Origin of the sequence: Brevundimonas olei (assembly GCF_037055245.1) — a bacterium.
Classification (GTDB): domain Bacteria; phylum Pseudomonadota; class Alphaproteobacteria; order Caulobacterales; family Caulobacteraceae; genus Brevundimonas; species Brevundimonas olei.
In genome coordinates, this window is record NZ_CP146369.1 from 3,086,172 (window position 1) to 3,104,810 (window position 18,639).

At 68.4% G+C, this 18,639-nt stretch carries 14 protein-coding genes; 11 read left to right on the plus strand and 3 right to left on the minus strand.

Annotated elements, in window-relative coordinates; all coding sequences use genetic code 11:
* Positions 1–239: 239 nt before the first annotated feature.
* From motA to V8J38_RS15005, 7 genes are all read left to right on the plus strand, one after another.
* A complete protein-coding gene (gene motA, locus V8J38_RS14975) occupies positions 240–1,109 on the plus strand; it encodes a flagellar motor stator protein MotA (protein ID WP_291777239.1) in 870 nt (289 codons plus the stop codon).
* Positions 1,110–1,200: 91 nt separating this feature from the next.
* The gene (locus V8J38_RS14980) at positions 1,201–1,527 is read left to right on the plus strand and encodes a hypothetical protein (RefSeq protein WP_338576804.1); all 327 of its coding nucleotides are present in this window, start codon (positions 1,201–1,203) and stop codon (positions 1,525–1,527) included.
* Positions 1,528–1,676: 149 nt separating this feature from the next.
* Entirely contained in the window at positions 1,677–1,952 is a 276-nt protein-coding gene (locus V8J38_RS14985) for a hypothetical protein (protein WP_291777233.1), read from the plus strand.
* 136 nt (positions 1,953–2,088) lie between these two features.
* Positions 2,089–3,960 (plus strand): FAD-dependent 5-carboxymethylaminomethyl-2-thiouridine(34) oxidoreductase MnmC, encoded by a 1,872-nt coding sequence (mnmC, locus tag V8J38_RS14990; protein ID WP_338576807.1) that lies wholly within the window; start codon positions 2,089–2,091, stop codon positions 3,958–3,960.
* A 44-nt stretch (positions 3,961–4,004) separates the two neighbouring features.
* Positions 4,005–4,418 (plus strand): DUF6491 family protein, encoded by a 414-nt coding sequence (locus V8J38_RS14995; protein ID WP_291777227.1) that lies wholly within the window; start codon positions 4,005–4,007, stop codon positions 4,416–4,418.
* Positions 4,419–4,587: 169 nt separating this feature from the next.
* The gene (locus tag V8J38_RS15000) at positions 4,588–5,748 is read left to right on the plus strand and encodes an efflux RND transporter periplasmic adaptor subunit (protein WP_338576810.1); all 1,161 of its coding nucleotides are present in this window, start codon (positions 4,588–4,590) and stop codon (positions 5,746–5,748) included.
* Positions 5,749–5,757: 9 nt separating this feature from the next.
* Complete coding sequence (locus tag V8J38_RS15005; protein ID WP_338576813.1) at positions 5,758–8,847, plus strand: efflux RND transporter permease subunit; 3,090 nt, start codon at positions 5,758–5,760, stop codon at positions 8,845–8,847.
* Positions 8,848–8,928: 81 nt separating this feature from the next.
* Here the strand turns inward: V8J38_RS15005 and V8J38_RS15010 are convergent, their stop codons facing one another.
* The 3 genes from V8J38_RS15010 to nhaA form a co-directional block, all read right to left on the minus strand.
* A complete protein-coding gene (locus tag V8J38_RS15010; protein ID WP_338576816.1) occupies positions 8,929–9,504 on the minus strand; it encodes a hypothetical protein in 576 nt (191 codons plus the stop codon).
* A gap of 116 nt (positions 9,505–9,620) precedes the next feature.
* On the minus strand, positions 9,621–12,215 hold the full coding sequence (locus V8J38_RS15015; protein ID WP_338576818.1) for a TonB-dependent receptor: 2,595 nt from the start codon (positions 12,213–12,215) through the stop codon (positions 9,621–9,623).
* A gap of 232 nt (positions 12,216–12,447) precedes the next feature.
* Positions 12,448–13,659 carry a Na+/H+ antiporter NhaA gene (nhaA, locus tag V8J38_RS15020; protein WP_338576820.1) on the minus strand — a complete coding sequence of 404 codons (1,212 nt, stop codon included), beginning with the start codon at positions 13,657–13,659 and terminating at the stop codon, positions 12,448–12,450.
* A 222-nt stretch (positions 13,660–13,881) separates the two neighbouring features.
* On the opposite strand from nhaA, the gene V8J38_RS15025 reads away from it, so the two are divergent.
* The 4 genes from V8J38_RS15025 (at position 13,882) to V8J38_RS15040 (ending at position 18,619) form a co-directional block, all read left to right on the plus strand.
* Positions 13,882–15,390: a protein adenylyltransferase SelO family protein gene (locus V8J38_RS15025; RefSeq protein ID WP_338576822.1), complete on the plus strand. Its 1,509-nt coding sequence runs from the start codon at positions 13,882–13,884 to the stop codon at positions 15,388–15,390.
* A 361-nt stretch (positions 15,391–15,751) separates the two neighbouring features.
* Complete coding sequence (locus V8J38_RS15030; protein WP_291777211.1) at positions 15,752–16,165, plus strand: DoxX family protein; 414 nt, start codon at positions 15,752–15,754, stop codon at positions 16,163–16,165.
* Between the two features lie 179 nt (positions 16,166–16,344).
* Positions 16,345–16,833 carry a MerR family transcriptional regulator gene (locus V8J38_RS15035; protein ID WP_291777208.1) on the plus strand — a complete coding sequence of 163 codons (489 nt, stop codon included), beginning with the start codon at positions 16,345–16,347 and terminating at the stop codon, positions 16,831–16,833.
* 4 nt (positions 16,834–16,837) lie between these two features.
* A complete protein-coding gene (locus V8J38_RS15040; RefSeq protein WP_338576828.1) occupies positions 16,838–18,619 on the plus strand; it encodes an acyl-CoA dehydrogenase C-terminal domain-containing protein in 1,782 nt (593 codons plus the stop codon).
* The last annotated feature ends 20 nt before the right edge of the window (positions 18,620–18,639 follow it).

Genomic DNA, 18,639 nt, shown 5'->3' on the forward strand with positions numbered 1-18,639 from the left:
GTTCACGGGTGAAGTCGGCCGAAGGCCGTAGCGCGGCGGCTTACGCCGACTGACAGGACAAGCCCCTCACCCTTTCGCGCCAGAACGATCGCTTCGCTCTCGTGCGCTCAAGCCCTCTCCCGCCGGGAGAGGGTCTCTGTTCTTTTTGTCCCGAACCGGGATTCGCGAAACGCGCCCTTAAGCATTAACGGCGATAACGGCCTCCCGACCCTTTCGGCTCCAGGACGCCTGCTCGCCTCATGTTCCAGATCATCGGCATCGTCATGCTGTTCGCCATGGTGTTCGGCAGCTTCCTGCTGCACGGCGGCAAGATGGCGACGATCCTCTATTCGCTGCCCTATGAGCTGATGGCCATCTTCGGGGCGGGGATCGCGGCCTTCCTGATCTCCAACAGCCTGCCGGTCATCAAGGCCACCCTCGGCGGCCTGGGCAAATGCTTCGCCGGGCCGAAGTGGAAGAAGCAGGACTACAAGGACCTGCTCAGCCTGCTGTTCCAGCTGACCAAGACGATGAAGTCCAAGGGCGTGATCGCCCTGGAGAACCACATCGAGAAGCCCGCCGAGAGCGCCATCTTCCAGAAGTATCCCAAGGTGCTGAAGGACCACTTCGCCACCGACTTCATCTGCGACACCCTGCGGATGATGACCATGAACCTCGAGGATCCGCACCAGATCGAGGACGCCATGGAGAAACAGCTGGAGAAGCACCACCACGAGGCCCTGGCCCCGGCCCACGCGCTGCAGACCCTGGCCGACGGCCTGCCGGCGCTCGGCATCGTCGCCGCGGTGCTTGGCATCATCAAGACCATGGGGTCCATCACCGAGCCGCCGGAAATTCTGGGCAGCATGATCGGCGGCGCCCTGGTCGGCACCTTCCTGGGCGTCTTCCTGGCCTATGGGCTGGTGGGGCCGTTCGCCTCGCGCCTGAACGCCATCGTCGAGGAGGAAGGCGCCTACTACAAGATCATCCAGTCGGTGCTGGTGGCCCACCTGCACGGCAATGCGGCCCAGATCTCGGTCGAGATCGGACGCGGCGACATCCCCTCGACCGCCCAGCCGTCCTTCACCGAGATGGAAGAGGCCCTGGCCGCCGCGCCGATGGACGCCTGACGCCTTTCAGGCGCTTTCGGAACACGGAGCGTTCACGACGGTTCTCTCAGGATCACGGCCGCGTGCGCGGCCCTACGCCTGGAGCCGTCCCATGCCTGCGCGTCCCTCACCCCGCCCTTCCCGCCTCGGCCGTTGCGCGGCCACGCTCGGCGGTCTTTCGATTCTGACCCTCGTCGCCGCCTGCAACGAGCGGGCGCCCGAGCCGCCCGCCCCCGTGACGGACGCCGCGCCTGCAGCGGCCGCGCCGCCCGTCAGCCCCGTGCCCGCGCCCGATTCGACCGGAACAGCGACCCCGCCGCCGGGAGACGCCGCGCCGGTCCCCTCGCCGCCGCCCCTGCCGCCGGACCCGAACGAACCGACGCCGCCCGATCCCATGGACCCGACCGCGCCGCGCCCGGTCCCGCCCGACGGGGCCTGAGCTCTGGCCTGAACTGCCGGTCGAAGCCCTGCGGCCTCACCCGCCTTCACGAACGCGTGAGAAATCGCTTGCGCTCCTCCTCACGAAGCCGTTATCACTCCCTCAGCGAGGTTCATGGTCTCGCTTTTACCTTCTGAAGGAAGAAACCTATGCGCATCACCGCTCTGATCGCCGCTTCGGCCGCCGCTCTGGCCCTGGCTGCTTGCCAACCGGCCGCCACCGACAAGGCTGAAGACGCCGCTGCCGACGCCACCGCCGCCGCCGACACCGCTGCCGACGCCGCTGCTACGGCTGACGCCGCCGCCACCGACGCTGCCGCCGCTGCTGGCGAAGCCGCTGGCGAAGCCGCCAAGGCCGCCGACGCTGCTCCGGCCGCTGACGCCGCCGCCGCTCCGGCCGCTGCTCCGGCTGCCCCGGCTGCCTAAGACTTCACAGTCTTAAATCGCGGTCCTGCGGACCGTGATGGAGAAAGGGATCGTCTTCGGACGGTCCCTTTTTTCATGCCCGCCTGCCGGGTCGATGGCGCTTCCGTCCCGCCGCCAGGGTCGATAGACGGCTGTCATGACCCGTTCCCCCGACATCACCGCCCCGCCGATGGACGACGACGCCTCGCCTCAATTGCTGTGGGCGGACGACGGTTCGCCTCGCTCGGGTCGGTTCGGCGATGTGTATTTTTCCAAGGACGACGGCCTGGCGGAGACCCGCGCAGTCTTTCTGCAGGGCTGCGGCCTGCCCGAAGCCTGGGCCGGGCGCTCCGCCTTCACCGTGGCCGAACTGGGCTTCGGCACCGGGCTGAACATCGTCGCCCTGCTGGACCTGTGGCGGCGCGAGCGGCCCGAAGGCGGGCGCCTCAAGGTCTTCTCCGTCGAGGGCTTCCCCCTGACGCGCGAAGAGGCCGCGCGCGCCCTGGCCGCCTGGCCGGAACTGGCCGAGACGGCCGCCGCGGTGCTGGCGGTCTGGCCTGCCGGGACGCCGGGTTTTCACCGACTGGACCTGCCGCAGTGGGGCGCGACGATCGACCTGGCCGTCGGCGACGCCCGATGGGCGCTGGAGCAATGGTCGGGACCGGCCGACGCCTGGTTCCTGGACGGTTTCTCGCCCGCGCTGAACCCCGGCATGTGGTCGCCCGAGATCCTGGCCCTGGTCGCGGCGCGCTCTGGCTCCGGCGCCCGGCTGGCCACCTTCACCGTCGCCGGAGCGGTGCGGCGCGGCCTGGCCGATCACGGCTTCACGGTCGAGAAGAAGCCGGGCCACGGCAGGAAGCGCGAGCGGCTCGAAGCGCGCATGGCGGGCCCCGGTTCTGACCCCAGCCCTGACCCCAGTCCTCTCCACGTCGCCGTCTTCGGCGCCGGAATCGCCGGAGCCGCCGTCACGCGCGCCCTGATCGCCGAGGGCGTCCGCGTCACCGTCATCGAGGCCGAACGGGCGGGCGCCGGGGCCTCGGGCTTTCCGGCCTCCCTGGTCACGCCGCGCCTGGACGCGGGCGACGCCCTGATCGCGGGCCTCCACGCCCAGGCCCTGGAACGCGCGGGCGCGCTTTATCGCGCCCTGCCCGACGCCGTCGTCGCCGAAGGGGTGCTGCAACTGGAACAGGCCCCGCGCGACGCCGCCCGCTTCGACAAGATCGCCGCCCAGACCCTGTGGCCCGAGGGCGTCATGCAGCGGCTGGACGCGGCCGCCTGTTCCGCGCGCCTGGGCGAGCCTGTCACGCGCGGCGGGCTGATGATGAAGACGGCGCTGACGGTGCGGTCCGACGCCATACTGGAGCCGTGGCTGGCGGGCGCCGAGCGGATCGAGGCCAGGGCGGAGCGGCTGGAGGCTGCGGCGGAGGGCTGGCGCGTGCGGGGCGCGGACGACGCCATCCTGGTCGAGGCGGACGCCGTAGTTGTGGCCGCCGGCTGGGGCTCGGCGCGACTGGCGCCCGAGTCGCCGCTGTCGCCCGTGGCCGGGCAGGCGGACTGGATCGAGGGCGCGACGTCGGCGCCGCCCGTCGCCTGGGGCGGTTACGCCGCGCCGACAGGGCGGGGGATGCTGTACGGCGCCACTCACGAGCGGGGGATCGACGCGCCCGAGGCCTCAGATGCGGCCAGCGCCCGCAACCGCGCGACCCTGACCGCCGCCCTGCCTGAACGCGCCGCAGACGTGGAGCAAGCGCCCGTCCACGGCCGCCGCGTCGCCGTGCGCGCGACGACGCCGGACCGCCTGCCCCTGTGCGGCGCATGGGAGGACGGGCTTCATGTCCTTACCGGCCTGGGGTCGCGCGGCTTCTGCGTCGCGCCCCTTTTGGGCGAGCATCTGGCGGCCCTGCTGCTGGGGCGGCCCTCGCCCCTGCCGGCCGAGGCGGCCGGGCGGCTGAATCCCCGACGCCATGAAGCGCAACCCGCGACGACGGCGCGCGTTGACAGCCAAGGTTCATCTCCAGACGCTATCTGACGCTGACCGAGCCCCTCGGACTCGCCCAATCATGGAGCAACGCCATGTCCGCCCGCCTCGCCTTTTCCGTCTTCCTGTGCGCCCTAGGCGCCTTGGCGGCCTGCGCCCCCGTCTCGACCTCCGCCGATGGGACGACGGCCACGGCTGCAAACGCACGCAAATGCTTCTTCCAGGACGACGTTCGCAGCTTCCGGGCCTCGGCCGACGGGCGAAACGTCTATGTGCGCGAACTGGACAAGACCATCTATCGGCTTGAGGCGGCGGGCGCCTGCCCAGAGCTGAGCGACGCCCTGGCCATCGGTTTCGCGCCCATGGGCGGGATGAACAGCCTGTGCACCGGCGACTACACCCGACTGGTCGTCGGCGGCTCGCCCTCGTCCATGCCGTGCAGCGTGCGCATGGCCGGCGCCCTGACCGAAGCCGAGGTCGCCGCCCTGCCGGCGCGGGACCGGCCCTGACCGCACTCGATCCATGCTCGCGCCAGTTGCAGATTACTTCTCTGTAATTGCGAATGAGTCGTTTGAGCGTGGATCGCTGAACGGGTAAACAGCCTTGCTATGCCCGCGACGCCGGACAGAAGGTTGGCGCGCGCCTGACTGAACGCTCAATCTCCCAGGATATCCGCACGTGGCGACCTCTCGACGCTTTCCGGCCCGACTGACCTCCGCCATGGCCGTGGCTTTCGCCGCGAGCCTGACTCTGGCCGCCTGCGGCGGACACGGCGACGCCCCCAAGGAAAAGGAAGGCGGGGCCTCGCGCCAGACGGTCAGCGCCACGACGGCGATCTCGGTCGCCCTGCCCCGCACCGTGGTCGCCTCGGGAACCGTCTCGGCCTGGGAGGAGGTGCCGGTCGGCGCCGAGACCGGCGGGCTGACGGCGACGACCCTCTATGTCGATGAAGGCTCCTACGTCCGCCAGGGCCAGCCCCTGGTGCAGATGAACGACGTCCTGCTGAAGGCCCAGGTGCGCCAGCAGCAGGCGGCGGTGCAGACGGCCGAGGCCAACGCCGCCCGCGACGACGCCGCCCTGGCCCGCGCGCAGGAACTGAAGGAGCGCGGCTTCCTCAGCCAGGCCTCGCTGGACACGGCCCTGGCCAACCAGCGCGCCTCGGCGGCCAATCTGGCCTCGGCGCAGGCTGCCCTGTCCGAAACCCAGACCCGCCTGTCCCAGGCCACCATCCGCGCGCCGGTCAGCGGCCTGATCGTCAGCCGCAGCGTCACCAAGGGCCAGATCATCGCCGCCGGGACCGAGCTGTTCCGCATGGTGCGCGACGGCCGCCTGGAGCTGGACGCCCAGGTGCCCGAGACCGAACTGCCGCTGATCCAGGCCGGTCAGAGCGCGGCCGTCACCTCCAGCCAGGCCGGATCGACCACCGGCACGGTCCGCATCGTCACGCCCGAAGTCGATCCGCAGACCCGCCTCGGCCTGGCCCGCATCAGCCTGGCCCCCGGCAGCGCGCTGAAGCCCGGCATGTTCGCCCGCGCCGCCATCGAGGCCGGCGCCCGCCCGGCCACGGTCGTGCCGACCGATGCCGTCCTGTATCGCAGCAACAGGTCAGGGGTGTTCGTGCTGAACGCCGATTCCTCGGTGCGCTTCACGCCGGTGACGGTGCTGTCGCGGCGCGACGACCAGACCTCGTTGGACGGCGTGGACGCCGGGGCGCGGGTCGTGGTGGCCGGCGCCGGCTTCCTGAACGACGGCGACAAGGTGACGGTGGCCGCGCCGCGCGCCGCCGCGACCGCCGCTCCGGCCGCCGCCCCCGCCGCCCAAGCGCCCGCCAAGAAGTAAGGCCCGGCCATGAACCAGATTTCCGCCTGGGCGATCAAAAACCCCATCCCCATCATCCTGCTGTTCCTGCTGCTGACGCTGGGCGGCGTGACCGGCTTCGCCGGGATGCGGATCAACAACAACCCCGACATCGACTTCCCCCTGGTCGCGGTCACGGCCGCGCGCCCCGGCGCCGCCCCGACCGAGATGGAGGTGCAGGTCACGCGGGTGATCGAGGATTCGATCGCCGGCCTGTCGGGCGTGCGCCACATCTATTCCAACGTCTCGGACGGGGTGTCCTCGACCACTATCGAGTTCGAACTGGGCACCGACACCGAGCGCGCCACCAACGACGTCCGCAACGCCATGAGCGGCGTGCGCGCCAGCCTGCCCCAGGACATGCAGGAGCCGACGGTCCAGCGCATCGACATCACCGGCGACGCCCTGATCACCTATGTCGTGCGCTCGGAGACGATGACGCCCGAGCAGATCAGCTGGTTCATCGACAATGAGATGAGCCGCGCCCTGCTGGCGCTGGGCGGAGTCGGCGAGGTCAACCGTTCGGGCGGGGTGGACCGCGAGATCCGCGTCGAACTCGATCCGCAACGCCTCAGCGCCTACGGCGTCACGGCGGCCCAGGTCAGCCAGGCCCTGACCAACGTCAACAACAACCTGCCGGGCGGGCGGGTCACCATCGCGGGTTCGGAGCGCGCCGTGCGCACCCTGGGCGCCGCCGGCTCGGTCGAACAGCTGCGCGAGACCCTGGTGCCCGTCGGCGACGGCAAGAACGTGCGCCTGGGCGATCTGGGCGCGGTGGTCGACAAGTGGAGCGAGCCGCGCCGCCTGGCCCGCTACAACGGCCAGGAGGCCGTGACCTTCAACTTCCTGCGCTCGCGCGAGGCCAGCGAGGTCAAGGTCTCGGAAAAGGTCCGCGCCGAGGTCGAGAAGATCGACGAGGCCCACCCCGAACTGACCATCGAACAGGTCACCTCGAGCGTGAAATACATCGAGGAATCCTACCTCGCCTCGCTGGAGGCGCTGATCCTGGGCGCGGTCCTGGCGGTCATCGTGGTGTGGATCTTCCTGCGCGACTGGCGGGCGACCCTGATCGCGGCGACGGCCATGCCGATGTCGCTGATCCCGACCTTCGCCATCCTGGGGCCGATGGACCAGTCGCTGAACGTGGTGACGCTGCTGGCCCTGTCGCTGACGATCGGCATCCTGGTCGACGACGCCATCGTCGAGATCGAGAACATCGTCCGCCACATGCGCGACGGCAAGCCGCCCTATGACGCCGCCTTCGAGGCGGCCGACGAGATCGGTCTGGCGGTCGTAGCGACGACCGGCACCATCATCGCCGTGTTCGCGCCCGTGGGCTTCATGCCCGGCATCATCGGCCAGTTCTTCAAGGCCTTCGCCCTGGCCGCCTGCATCAGCGTCTTCTTCTCCCTGGTGGTGGCCCGTCTGCTGACGCCGCTGATGGCGGCCTATCTGCTCAAGCACACCCATCATGAGGACAAGGATCCCTTCTGGATGGGCGGCTATCTGCGCTCGCTGAGGTGGTGCCTGAAGCACCGCTGGATCGTCTTCGTCATGGGCGGCGTCTTCCTGTTCGGCTCCATCGGCCTGTCGATCGCGGCCAAGATGTCGTTCGAGTTCATGTCGCCCGCCGACGAGGGCCGCGCCGCCTTCCAGGTCGAGCTGCCGCCGGGCGCCACCCTGCGCCAGACCGACGCCGTGGTGCAGCAGGTGACCCAGAAGCTGAACGCCCGGCCGGAGGTCACCTCGGTCTACGCCGCCATCGGCGGCCAGTCCGTCAACCAGGCCAACGTCTACGCCGACATGGTGCCCAAGGGTAAGCGCGAGCTGAGCCAGCAGGCCTTCGCCCGCGTCATGGTCGACGAGCTGAAGCAGATCCCCGGCGCCCGCATCCGCGCCGGCATCGCCCAGCAGGGCGGCGGCCCCGGCGACGGGACCAGCTACACCTTCTCCATCCTGGGCGACGACCCGGCGACGCTGGAGGCGGCGGCCCGCAAGGTCGAGGACGAGATGCGCGGGGTCCAAGGCCTGGCCAACATCGTCAACACCGCCGCCATCGCCCGTCCGGAAATCCTGGTCACGCCGCGACCGGACGAGGCGGCGTTGCTGGGCGTCTCGGCGGGCGCCATCTCCCAGGCCGTGCGCGTCGCCACCATCGGCGACATCGATCAGAACCTGCCCAAATACAATCTGGGCGATCGACAGATCCCGATCCGCCTTCAGCTGACCGAGGAAGCGCGCGAGGACCTGAACGTGCTGGAGACCCTGCGCGTCCCGACCGCCTCGGGCGCCGCCGTGCCTCTGAGCGCCGTGGCCGACATCGAGTTCGGTGCCGGCCCGGCCACGGTCAGCCGTCAGGACCGCTCGCGCATCGCTTCCATCTCGGCCGAGCTCGACGGCCTGACCACCGGCGCGGCGGGCCAGGCGGTCAATCGCCTGCCGGCGGCGAAGAACCTGCCGAACGGCGTGCGTCAGGTGCCCGCCGGGGACGCCGAGTTCATCCAGGAGATGCTGGTGGGCTTCGGCATCGCCTTCCTGTCGGGCATCCTGCTGATGTACGCGGTTCTGACCCTGCTGTTCAAAAGCTTCGCCTATCCGGTCACCATCATGGCGGCCCTGCCCCTGGCCATCGGCGGCGCCTTCATCGCCCTGGTGATCGCGGGCAAGAGCTTCTCCATGTCGGCCCTGATCGGGGTGTTGATGCTGATGGGGATCGCGGCCAAGAACTCCATCCTGCTGGTCGACTACATCATCATGGCCGAGAAGAGCGGGCTGAGCCGTTTCGACGCCATCATGGACGCCGCCCACAAACGGGCCCGGCCGATCCTGATGACGACCTTCGCCATGGGGGCGGGCATGGTGCCCATCGCCATCGGCTGGGGCGCCGACGTGGAGTTCCGCTCGCCCATGGCCGTGGCCGTGGTGGGGGGGCTGATCTCCTCGACCTTCCTGTCCCTGCTCTACATCCCGGCGGTGTTCACCATCGTCGACGACATCGCCGGCTTCGGACGGCGGCTGCTGCACCGGATGTTCGCCGGACAGCGGAGGCTGGCGGGAGAAGACCGCACGCCGGCGGAGTGAGGCGACAGGCTCGCGAATGAATGAGGAAAGCCCCCGGTCCATGCGACCGGGGGCTTTTTCGTGGGGCCGCAGAGGACGTGTTCACAAGCGCGTGGCGGCGATCTCCTCGGCGAGCGCCTGAATCCTCGGGAACTTGTCGTCGATTTCCGAACGCGAGAAATAGGGCTGACTTCGCAAACGATTATAGTCGCTCAGAAAAGCCTCGGCCGTGTTCAGACAGGCCCCCATCCGCGCGAACGCCTCAGCCGCCGCATCAGAGCCCGTGTCCGCCACAAGGTGGGGCTGCAGCATGCTGCGATAGGGTTCGACCTCCCATGCCACGGAATCCGGCGGCCAGGTCGTCGTCTTATGGACGGCGGAACGCAATTTGACGCCCAGATGCGCCACGCCCTCGGCGCAGGCCTTGAGCGCATAGGTTGACTGACGGCGCGCCTTACGCGCCGACGCCCGATCGGCCAATGTGGGCGCCAGCCAGACCCCCGCCGCCGCGACGCCGACCCCCAGCACCGTGCCGAGCGCGGACACCCAGGCCGCCGCCGTCGGCGTTCCCAGATCCAGACGCTCCCACAGGGGGCCGCTCCAGAATAGCGCCAGCCCCACGATCAGGAGGACGGCGTAGGCCGTCACCAGCACAACGTCGCCTAGCGGACGCCGCATGACACCCTCCCGTATGGCGATGAACAAGGCGGCATGGCTAGACCTTGCAAAAAGGGCGGTCCGACCAAGATCGAACCGCCCCAGAAGGATCAGAGCGCCGGCTGGCCGGCGCGAGATCAGTAGCGGACGCGCAGGGTCATGCCGTAGGTGCGCGGCTGGCCCATGAAGGCGTTGTAGGTCTGGGTGTCCAGCGCCGGGTTGTAGAAGGTGCCGTTCGGCTGGACCGTGGTCTGGAAGGCCGAGCCCTGCAGAGGGGCGTTGATCGCCACCTGCATGTATTCCTCGTCCGTCAGATTCTGGCCCCAGATGTCCAGCGCCCAGGTCTCGTCCTCGGCGCCCAGGGTGATGCGGCCGTTCACCAGGGTCATGGCGTCCTGCATCTTGTAGGGCAGCAGGTCGGAGCCGGTGTTGAACTCGGTCGAGTATTTGGCCGACAGGTTCAGGCCCAGCTTCAGCCCCGCGCCGATCGAGCGGTCGAAGGCCATGGAGGCCGTCGCCGACCATTCCGGCGCGAACGAGGCGCGGGCGCCCGGCAGCAGGGACAGCTGCGGGAAGTTGCCGGGGTTGGTCAGGTCGGCGGCGGTGAAGTCGCCGTACTTGGTGTCGGCGTAGGTCACGCCGCCCGAGAAGGACAGCCCCTCGACCGGGGTGAACCAGACGAAGTCGGCGTCGACGCCTTCCGAGGTCAGCTCAGGGATGGATTCGACCACGAAGGCCGTGCCCAGGAAGGTGTTGAGCTGGAAGTCCTCGAACTTCTGATTGAAGTAGGTGATGTTGAACAACACCGAGCGATTGAAGAGCGTATTCTTCAGCCCGATTTCGTAGCTGTCCACGGTCTCCGAGGGGAACAGCAGGGAGCTGTTCGGCGTCACGCCGGTCTGCACCCGGTCCATGTTGTAGCCGAACGACTTGTAGCCGCGCGCATAGGAGGCGTAGGCCATCACGCTGTCATTGAAGCGATAGCTGCCCTTGATGGTGCCGCTCAGCTCTCCGTCGTCGTGGTTCTCGGAGATGCTGCGATTGTCATACAGCGGGTTCGCCCACGGCAGACAGATGGTGCCGACCAGGGTCGAGGCCAGGGCCTGGATTTCCGCCGGCGTCAGCAAGGGGTTGGCCAGGCCGATGGCCCCGCCGATGGCCCCGGCGTTGCCCAAGGCGCCGCCGCAGGCCGCGCCGTTCGTGCCCCGATTGTCCTGAAGGCCCAGCAGACGCTTGTCATCCAAGGTGTAGCGCAGGCCCAGGGTGACGTCGAACTGGTCGGTGACGCGCCAGGTGTTGTTGGTGAAGACGGCGAAGGACTGGGTCTTCTGGCTGTAATGGTCCTGCACGCCATGGCCGAGACCGAAGCCCGGCCCGGTAGGCGTCGTCGCCCCCGTCAGACAGCCGACGATGCCCATCGGCGTCGCCCCCGCCCCGGTCACGCAGTTCACCGCCGTGGGGTTGGTCAGGCCCAGACGCGAACCCAGCAGCAGCGACATATAGGGGGTGTAGCCGGCGCCGTACCAGTAGCTGTCGGCGCGGGCGATGTTCTCCTGGGTCGCGAAGACGCCGACCAGCCAGTCGAGGCGATCGGTGGCGCCCGCCAGGCGGAACTCCTGGGTCAGGTTCTCAAGCTCGAAGCCGTAGCCGCCGTCGTCCTGGCGATAGAGCAGGTCGGCGGTGGTGTAGTCGAGGTCCATGCCGTTGACGCCCGACCAGTTCCGCCACGAGGTCAGCGAGGTGAAGGTAGCGTTCCACGACGGAATGTCGATGTTGGCCTCGGCCGAAAAGCCCATGTCTTCCATGGTCTGGCCGGTGCCGCGGTTGGCGTAGGCCGTGCGCGAGAAGGGCAGAGCGCCGAAGCCCGGCGCCGGGGCCGCCTGCTGGCCGCCGATGGCGGTGATGATGCCGTAGGTCGGGCCGGTGCGGACCTGGGTGGAGACGCAGCAGTATTCGTCGCGCTTGGAGTAGTCGGCGATCAGGCGGATCGAGACGTCGTCGGAAGGCAGGATCAGCAGTTGGCCGCGCGCGGTCCAGAAGTCCTGGTTCTGATCGTCGGTCTCCTGGCGCGGGCCGGGGCCGGTGACGACATCGTAGAAGCCGTCGCGCTGACGCTTGGCCATGTAGAGGCGGCCGGCGACCTTGTCCGTGATCGGGCCGGTGATCGACCCGGCCAGGCCCCAGGCGTTGAAGTTGCCGTAGGTGGCCTCGGCGCTGAAGCCCGGCGTGAAGGACGGGGCCTCGGTGATGATGTTGATGACGCCGGCCGAGGTGTTCTTGCCGAACAGGGTGCCCTGCGGCCCCTTCAGCACCTCGATGCGGCTCAGTTCGCCCAGGTCGCCGAAGCCGACGCCGTTGCGGGAACGATAGACGCCGTCGATGACCACGCCGACCGAGCTTTCCAGGCCGGGGTTGTCGCCGACGGTGCCGACGCCGCGGATGCGGGCGGTGGTGGCGGTTTCCGACTGGGTCGAGGTGACGGTCATGCCCGGCGTCAGGATCTGCAGATCCTTGATGTCGCGGACCCCGGCGCCGTCCAGCGCCTCCTGCGACAGGGTCGTGACCACGATCGGCACGTCCTGCAGGCTCTGTTCACGCTTCTGGGCGGTGACGATGATGTCGTCGACCGTGGTCGGCCCCTCCTGGGCGGCGGCGGCCCCGGCGAAGCCGAAGGCCGCGACGCCGACGACGGCGACCGAAGCGGTGCAGCGAAGGATGTGGTTCAAACGCATAAGGCGGCTCCCCGACTCTATGGGCCCGGCCGCGTTTCGCGGCCGTGCGCGATTCCTGTCCCTGATGACTCGCGCTCATTGAACGACGCGAGTTCTCACTCAAAAGGGGTAGTCCATGGTCGAGTCACCGACAAGGAAAGGCCGCCTGGAGAACGATAATTTCACCCAAGCCCGCCCCACCTGTGGCGATAAAGAGACAAATATACTGACGTTAGGTCAATGTTATCAGCGATCACTCAGCCGAAGCGACTGATTTTTCATCGCGTCTTTTCTTTCGACCGGCCTCGGCCAGGGCGAGAATCATCGCCGCCGTCAGGGCCGACAGCACCGAACCGCCGATGACGCCCAGCTTGACCTCGATCTGTTCCGGCGAATCCACGGCGCCGGGGAAGGCCAGGACGCCGATGAACAGGCTCATGGTGAAGCCGATGCCGCACAGCAGGCTGACGCCGTAGAGCTGCATCCAGCCCGCGCCCGAGGGCTTGTCGCCCAGACCCAGCTTCACCGCCAGCCAGGCCACGCCGAAGACACCCGCCTGCTTGCCGATGAACAGGCCCAGAGCGATCGCGATGACGAGGGGGGCGAAGGCCTGCTCCAGCGACAGGCCGGCGAAGGAGACGCCCGCCTTGGCGAAGGCGAACAGGGGCAGGACCAGATAGGCCACATAGGGGTGCAGGTCGTGCATGGCGTCCTTGAGCGGGCTCTGGGACGTTTCGCGGCGGGGATCGACCGGCACGATCAGGGCGAAGGCCACGGCGGTCAGGGAGGTCGACAGGCCCGACTGCACCGTCAGATACCAGACGGCCGCAAAGCCCAGCACCCAGAAGGCGGCGGCCATGCGCCGCCGTCCCAGGATGGCGAAGACGGCGATGACGCCCAGCGCCGCCAGCAGCGGGATCCACTGCACGCCCTGGCTGAACAGGACGGCGATCAGGGCGATGGCGCCCAGGTCGTCGACGATGGCCAGGGTCAGCAGGAAGACGCGCAGGGAGGACGGCAGACTGCGCCCCACCACGGCGAAGACGGCCAGGGCGAAGGCGATGTCCGTGGCCAGGGGAATGGGCCACCCCTGGTGCGGGCCGCCCAGCGTCCCGGCGATCGCCAGATAGACCAGACCCGGAACCGCCATGCCGCCGAGCGCGGCCAGGATGGGCAGGGCCAGCTTCTTGGGATTGCTGAGCTCGCCCTTGAGAATCTCGTATTTGATCTCCAGGCCGACGACGAGGAAGAAGACGGCCATCAGGCCTTCCTTGATCCAGTCGGAGATCGTCTCCTCCAGCCGCAGCGGGCCGATCTGGACAGCGTGGACGCTCTTGAGCCAGGCGAAGTAGTCGGCCGACCAGGGCGAGTTGGCGACGATCAGGGCGGCGACGGCCGCGAGGCCGAGGACGGCCCCGGAACCGGCCTCGGTCTTGAGGAAGGCGAGCGTGAATTTTCTGGCCACGAAGGTCTCCGAAACAATGAGATGGTCTGTCGTGGCGTCAGGTTATCGACGGACGCCGGACCGGATTCGCGCGCAGGGCGGCGCCAGCCTGGCCTCGGGATCGGATCGCACGAGGCCTGATGTCTGCGGGTGAAAATACGGATCGGCCGCGAAGGTTCAACCCCGCCTAGCGCAATCGGCCTCGCAGTTGCGAAATGCGCGGCGAAGGGGCATCTGCGGCTCATGCCCGTCTCCCCCGCCTATCGCCCCGAACCCCGCTTCTTCGACCTAGGCGCCGACTACGGCGACGCCGTGAAGGCGGCCGATTTTCCCCAGACCATCCTGCGCCTGCGCAACGACCGGGCGGCGGCCGAGGTCGGGCTGGAGACGCTGAGCGACGCCGAATGGATCGCCCACTTCGGCCGGTTCGAGCCCCTGCCCGGCCAGCCCGGCCCCGTGGCCATGCGCTACCACGGCCACCAGTTCCGCGTTTACAACCCCGAGATCGGCGACGGGCGCGGCTTCCTGGCGGCGCAGATGCGGGAAGTCCCTCAAGCCGATAAGGACGCCAGCCTCCCTCAAGCAGCTTCCCTCCGCGAGGGAAGCGGCGCTCAAGCAGCGAGCGACCGCGTCGCGAGCGATAGCGCTCTTCCAGGTCGACTTCTCGACCTGGGAACCAAAGGCTCGGGCCAGACCCCCTGGTCGCGCCATGCGGACGGGCGGCTGACGCTGAAGGGCGGGGTGCGCGAGGCGCTGGCGGCGGCCATGCTGGACAGTCTGGGCGTGCCCACCTGCCGCATCCTGTCGCTGATCGAGACGGGCGAAGACCTTGAACGGCACGACGAGCCGTCGCCCACGCGGTCGGCGGTCATGGTGCGGCTGTCGCACAGCCACATCCGCTTCGGGACCTTCCAGCGCGCCGCCTACTACGGGCGCAAGGACCAGATCGACGTGCTGATGGAGCACGCGCGCAGCCTGTATCATCCGGCGGTCGCGCCGGGCGACGCGGCGGGCTTCCTGGCGGCGGTGGTCGAGGCCTCGGCGGCGCTGACCGCGAAGTGGATCGCGGCGGGCTTCGTCCACGGGGTGCTGAACACAGACAATCTGAACGTCACGGGCGAGAGTTTCGACTACGGCCCCTGGCGCTTCCTGCCCCACTATGAGCCGGGCTTCACCGCCGCCTATTTCGACCAGAACGGCCTCTACGCCTTCGCGCGCCAGCCCGAGGCGGTGTTCTGGAACCTGACCCAGTTGGCAGGCTGTCTGAAGCTGATCGCCGAGCCGGAGCCGCTGGCTGCGGCGCTGAACGATTTCGGCCCGGCCTATATCGGCCATCTGCGGGCGGCCTTCCTGAACCGGCTGGGCGTGCAGAGCCTGGGCGAGGCGGCGGACCAGCGGCTGCTGGACGCGACCCTAGCCCTCGCGCGCGAGAAGAAGGAGGCCCTGCGCTGGGAGCCGCTCTTCTTCGACTGGTTCGGCGGCTTCAGCTCGGCGGCGCGGGCGCTGGGCGGTCCGCGCGGCAAGACCTATCAGGGCGAGACCTTCGACGCCTTCCGCTTCGCCCTGATGGAGCACGAGCCCGACCGGCCGGAGCGGCTGGAGCATCCGATGTTCGCCGCCCCCGAGCCGGAAGAGATGCTGATCGATGAGGTCGAGACCCTGTGGAGCGCCATCGACACGGCCGACGACTGGGCCCCGCTGAAGGCCAAACTGGCCCGGCTGGAGGCCGCGAAGGCCGCCTGGGACTTGTGAGTTTCCCGCTCATCCCCGCGGAGGCGGGGACCCAGTGAGAGCGCCGCGCGCGCCCGACGACCGTACCCCGAGCCCCCGCTCAGACCTCGCGCCTCGGAGCCAAAGACCTGGGTCCCCGCTTCCGCGGGGATGAGCGGATATTGTGAGACGCCCCCAAGTCATCAATTGATGTCATCGGCCGTTGACTCGAAATCCGCCCGGGCGTAGAGGCGGATGATCCCGGCTGGGTTACGAGGAATTGTGGTTTCGGCCCTGCTGTCGCCACGTCCCTTCCCGACCGTGAACACAGATTGTTTCCGCCGCTTGCAAACGGGATCACAGGAACTGATCTTGTGACTGTTGCGAATTAACGGTTACGGCCATGACGACGACCACCTTGACCCCTCACCAGGCGCGCGCCCGCGCCGACTATCTGAACATCACGCTTTGGACCTTCCAAGGCTGGATCGCCATGTTCTTCATCGCCGCCGGCTACGCCAAGCTGACCGAGTCGATGGAGAATCTGATCGTCCTGATGCAGTGGCCCGCCATGACCGGCGAGGCCTTCGTGCGCGGCCTGGGCGTCGCCGAGATCGTGCTGGCCGTGATGGTTCTGACGCCGCTGGTCTCGTGGCGGTTCGGCCGCCCCCTGCTGCTGACGGCGGCGGCGGGTCTGCTGGCCCTGGAGACGATCGCCCTGGGCGTCCACGCCTTCGGCCTGGACCTGGGGCTGAGCCTGACCAACGTCTTTCTGATCGCCATCACGGCGCCGGTGCTGTGGCTGCGTCGCCGATGAGCGGCGCGTCTTCCTGACCCGATTTGCAGGCTCGCTTCTCCCCCTCCCCCTGAGGGCCTGCGAATACGAAGGCCGCGACCCGTCCCCGGTCGCGGCCTTTTCTTTTGAGCCGTTCACAACTTCGTAGCCCGGCGCGCGAAAAGCTTCCCTTTACGTCCGCGTCAAGTTATGAAGACGTCATGCCGATTGCTGACGACCACCGCACCTATTCGATCCGGCAGCTGTGCCGGGAGTTCGGCGCCACGGCGCGGGCCCTGCGCTTCTATGAGGACAAGGGCCTGCTGACGCCGTCGCGCAAAGGGCAGACGCGGGTCTACGGCCCGCGCGACCGCGCCCGGCTGAAGCTGATCATGCGCGGACGGCGCATCGGCTTCACCCTGGTCGAGATCCAGGAGATGCTGGATCTGTATGACCAGAAGGACCACAACGTCCATCAGATGGCCATCGCCCTGCCGCGCCACCGCGCCCGCATCCAGGCGCTGAAACAGCAGCTCGAGGACATCGAAGGCGCGATCGAGACAGCCGAGGCCGCCTGCGCCTGGATGGAGTCCAAGCTGTCGGAACACCGTCCCGATCTTCTGCCGGGCGCCGAGGCCTACGCCAGCCTGCTGAGCGAACGCCTCAACGACCCCGACGACCACTTCCAGACCTTCAAAGCGAGAGCGTGATCCCATGGCCTACAAGGCGCCTGTCCGCGACCTGTCCTTCGTCCTGCACGACGTGCTGCAGGTCGAGAATTTCGGCAATCTGCTGCCCGACGCCGACCTGTCGCGCGACCTGATCGACCAGATCGTCGAGGAAGGCGGCAAGTTCGCCGAAGAGGTCATCGCCCCGATCAACCGCACCGGCGATCAGGAAGGCTGTCACATCGAGGGCGACGTGGTGACGACGCCCAAGGGCTGGAAGGAAGCCTATCACCAGATGGTCGAGGCGGGCTGGCCCTCGCTGGGCTTCAGCACCGAGTTCGGCGGACAGGGGATGCCTTCGGTGGTGTCGAGCGCTGTGGGCCAATTCACCGCCGGCGCCAGCGCCGCCTTCTCCATGTATCCGGGCCTGACCAGCGGCGCCTTCCACGGCATCGAGGCCAGCGCCTCGGACGAGATCAAGCAGAAGTACCTGCCGAAGATGGCGTCGGGCGAATGGACCGGCACCATGAACCTGACCGAGCCGCAGTGCGGCACCGACCTGGGCATGGTCCGCACCAAGGCTGTGCCCAACGGCGACGGCTCCTATTCGATCACCGGCCAGAAGATCTGGATCTCGGCGGGCGAGCACGACTTCGCCGACAACATCATCCACACGGTGCTGGCCCGCGTCGAAGGCGCGGTTGCGGGCATCAAGGGCCTGTCCCTGTTCGTCGTGCCGAAGTTCCTGGTGAACGAGGACGGTTCGCTGGGCGAGCGCAACGGCGTGGCCTGCGCGGGCCTTGAGCACAAGATGGGCATCCACGGCAACGCCACCGCCGTCATGGCCTATGAGAACGCCAAGGGCTGGCTGATCGGCGAAGAAGGCCGCGGCATGAACAACATGTTCGTGGTCATGAACGAGGCCCGTCTGGGCACCGGCCTGCAGGGCCTGGCCATCGGCGACGCCGCCTATCAGGCCGCCGTCGAGTTCGCCAACGACCGCCTGCAGGGCCGCAGCCTGACCGGACCGAAGAACCCGGACGGCCCGGCCGACCCGATCATGGTCCACCCGGACGTGCGCCGGATGCTGCTGGAATCGAAAGCCTATGTCGAAGGCGGCCGCGCCTTCATCCTGTGGACCGCGCTGCAAGCGGACCTGCAGAAGGCCGCCGACGAAGCCGTCGCCACCAAGGCCAAGGACTACATGGGCCTGATCACGCCCGTGCTGAAGGCCTATCTGACCGACAAGGGCTTCCACGTCGCCTCGCTGGCGATGCAGGTCCACGGCGGTTCGGGCTACACCGAGCATTTCCCCGCCTCGCAGTATCTGCGCGATGCGCGGATCACCATGATCTATGAGGGCACCAACGGCATCCAGGCGCTGGACCTGGTGGGCCGCAAGCTGCCCGCCAACGGCGGCCGCGCCATCATGAGCTGGTTCGCCGACATCGACGCCTTCGTCGGCGAGAACGGCGACGACGAGGCGATCAAGCCCTTCGTCGACGGCCTGGCCGACGCCAAGAAGAAGCTGCAGGAGGCCACCATGTGGCTGATGCAGAACGGCATGGCCAACCCGGACAACGCGGCGGCCGCCTCGACCGACTATCTGCACATCTTCGGCCTGACGGCCTACGCCTTCCTGTGGGCCCAGATGGCCAAGGCGGCGCAAGAGAAGATCGCGGCCGGTGACGCCGATCCCTATTACGCCAACAAGCTGATGACCGGCCGCTACTTCGTCGAGCGCATCCTGCCCGACGCCGGGGCGCACCTGAAGAAGCTGAAGTCCGGCGCCGAGGTGCTGATGCAGATGCCCGCCGAGGCGTTCTGATCCGCTTCTGATCCAGGGGC

Excerpts from the sequence above, each read along its gene's own strand:
- motA (WP_291777239.1), top strand. The coding sequence starts at position 240 with ATGTTCCAGATCATCGGCATCGTCATGCTGTTCGCCATGGTGTTCGGC.
- mnmC (WP_338576807.1), top strand. The coding sequence starts at position 2,089 with ATGACCCGTTCCCCCGACATCACCGCCCCGCCGATGGACGACGACGCC.
- V8J38_RS15025 (WP_338576822.1), top strand. The coding sequence starts at position 13,882 with ATGCCCGTCTCCCCCGCCTATCGCCCCGAACCCCGCTTCTTCGACCTA.
- V8J38_RS14995 (WP_291777227.1), top strand. The coding sequence starts at position 4,005 with ATGTCCGCCCGCCTCGCCTTTTCCGTCTTCCTGTGCGCCCTAGGCGCC.
- V8J38_RS15005 (WP_338576813.1), top strand. The coding sequence starts at position 5,758 with ATGAACCAGATTTCCGCCTGGGCGATCAAAAACCCCATCCCCATCATC.
- V8J38_RS14985 (WP_291777233.1), top strand. The coding sequence starts at position 1,677 with ATGCGCATCACCGCTCTGATCGCCGCTTCGGCCGCCGCTCTGGCCCTG.
- V8J38_RS15040 (WP_338576828.1), top strand. The coding sequence starts at position 16,838 with ATGGCCTACAAGGCGCCTGTCCGCGACCTGTCCTTCGTCCTGCACGAC.
- V8J38_RS15015 (WP_338576818.1), bottom strand. The coding sequence starts at position 12,215 with ATGCGTTTGAACCACATCCTTCGCTGCACCGCTTCGGTCGCCGTCGTC.
- V8J38_RS15030 (WP_291777211.1), top strand. The coding sequence starts at position 15,752 with ATGACGACGACCACCTTGACCCCTCACCAGGCGCGCGCCCGCGCCGAC.
- V8J38_RS15035 (WP_291777208.1), top strand. The coding sequence starts at position 16,345 with ATGCCGATTGCTGACGACCACCGCACCTATTCGATCCGGCAGCTGTGC.
- V8J38_RS15010 (WP_338576816.1), bottom strand. The coding sequence starts at position 9,504 with ATGCGGCGTCCGCTAGGCGACGTTGTGCTGGTGACGGCCTACGCCGTC.
- V8J38_RS14980 (WP_338576804.1), top strand. The coding sequence starts at position 1,201 with ATGCCTGCGCGTCCCTCACCCCGCCCTTCCCGCCTCGGCCGTTGCGCG.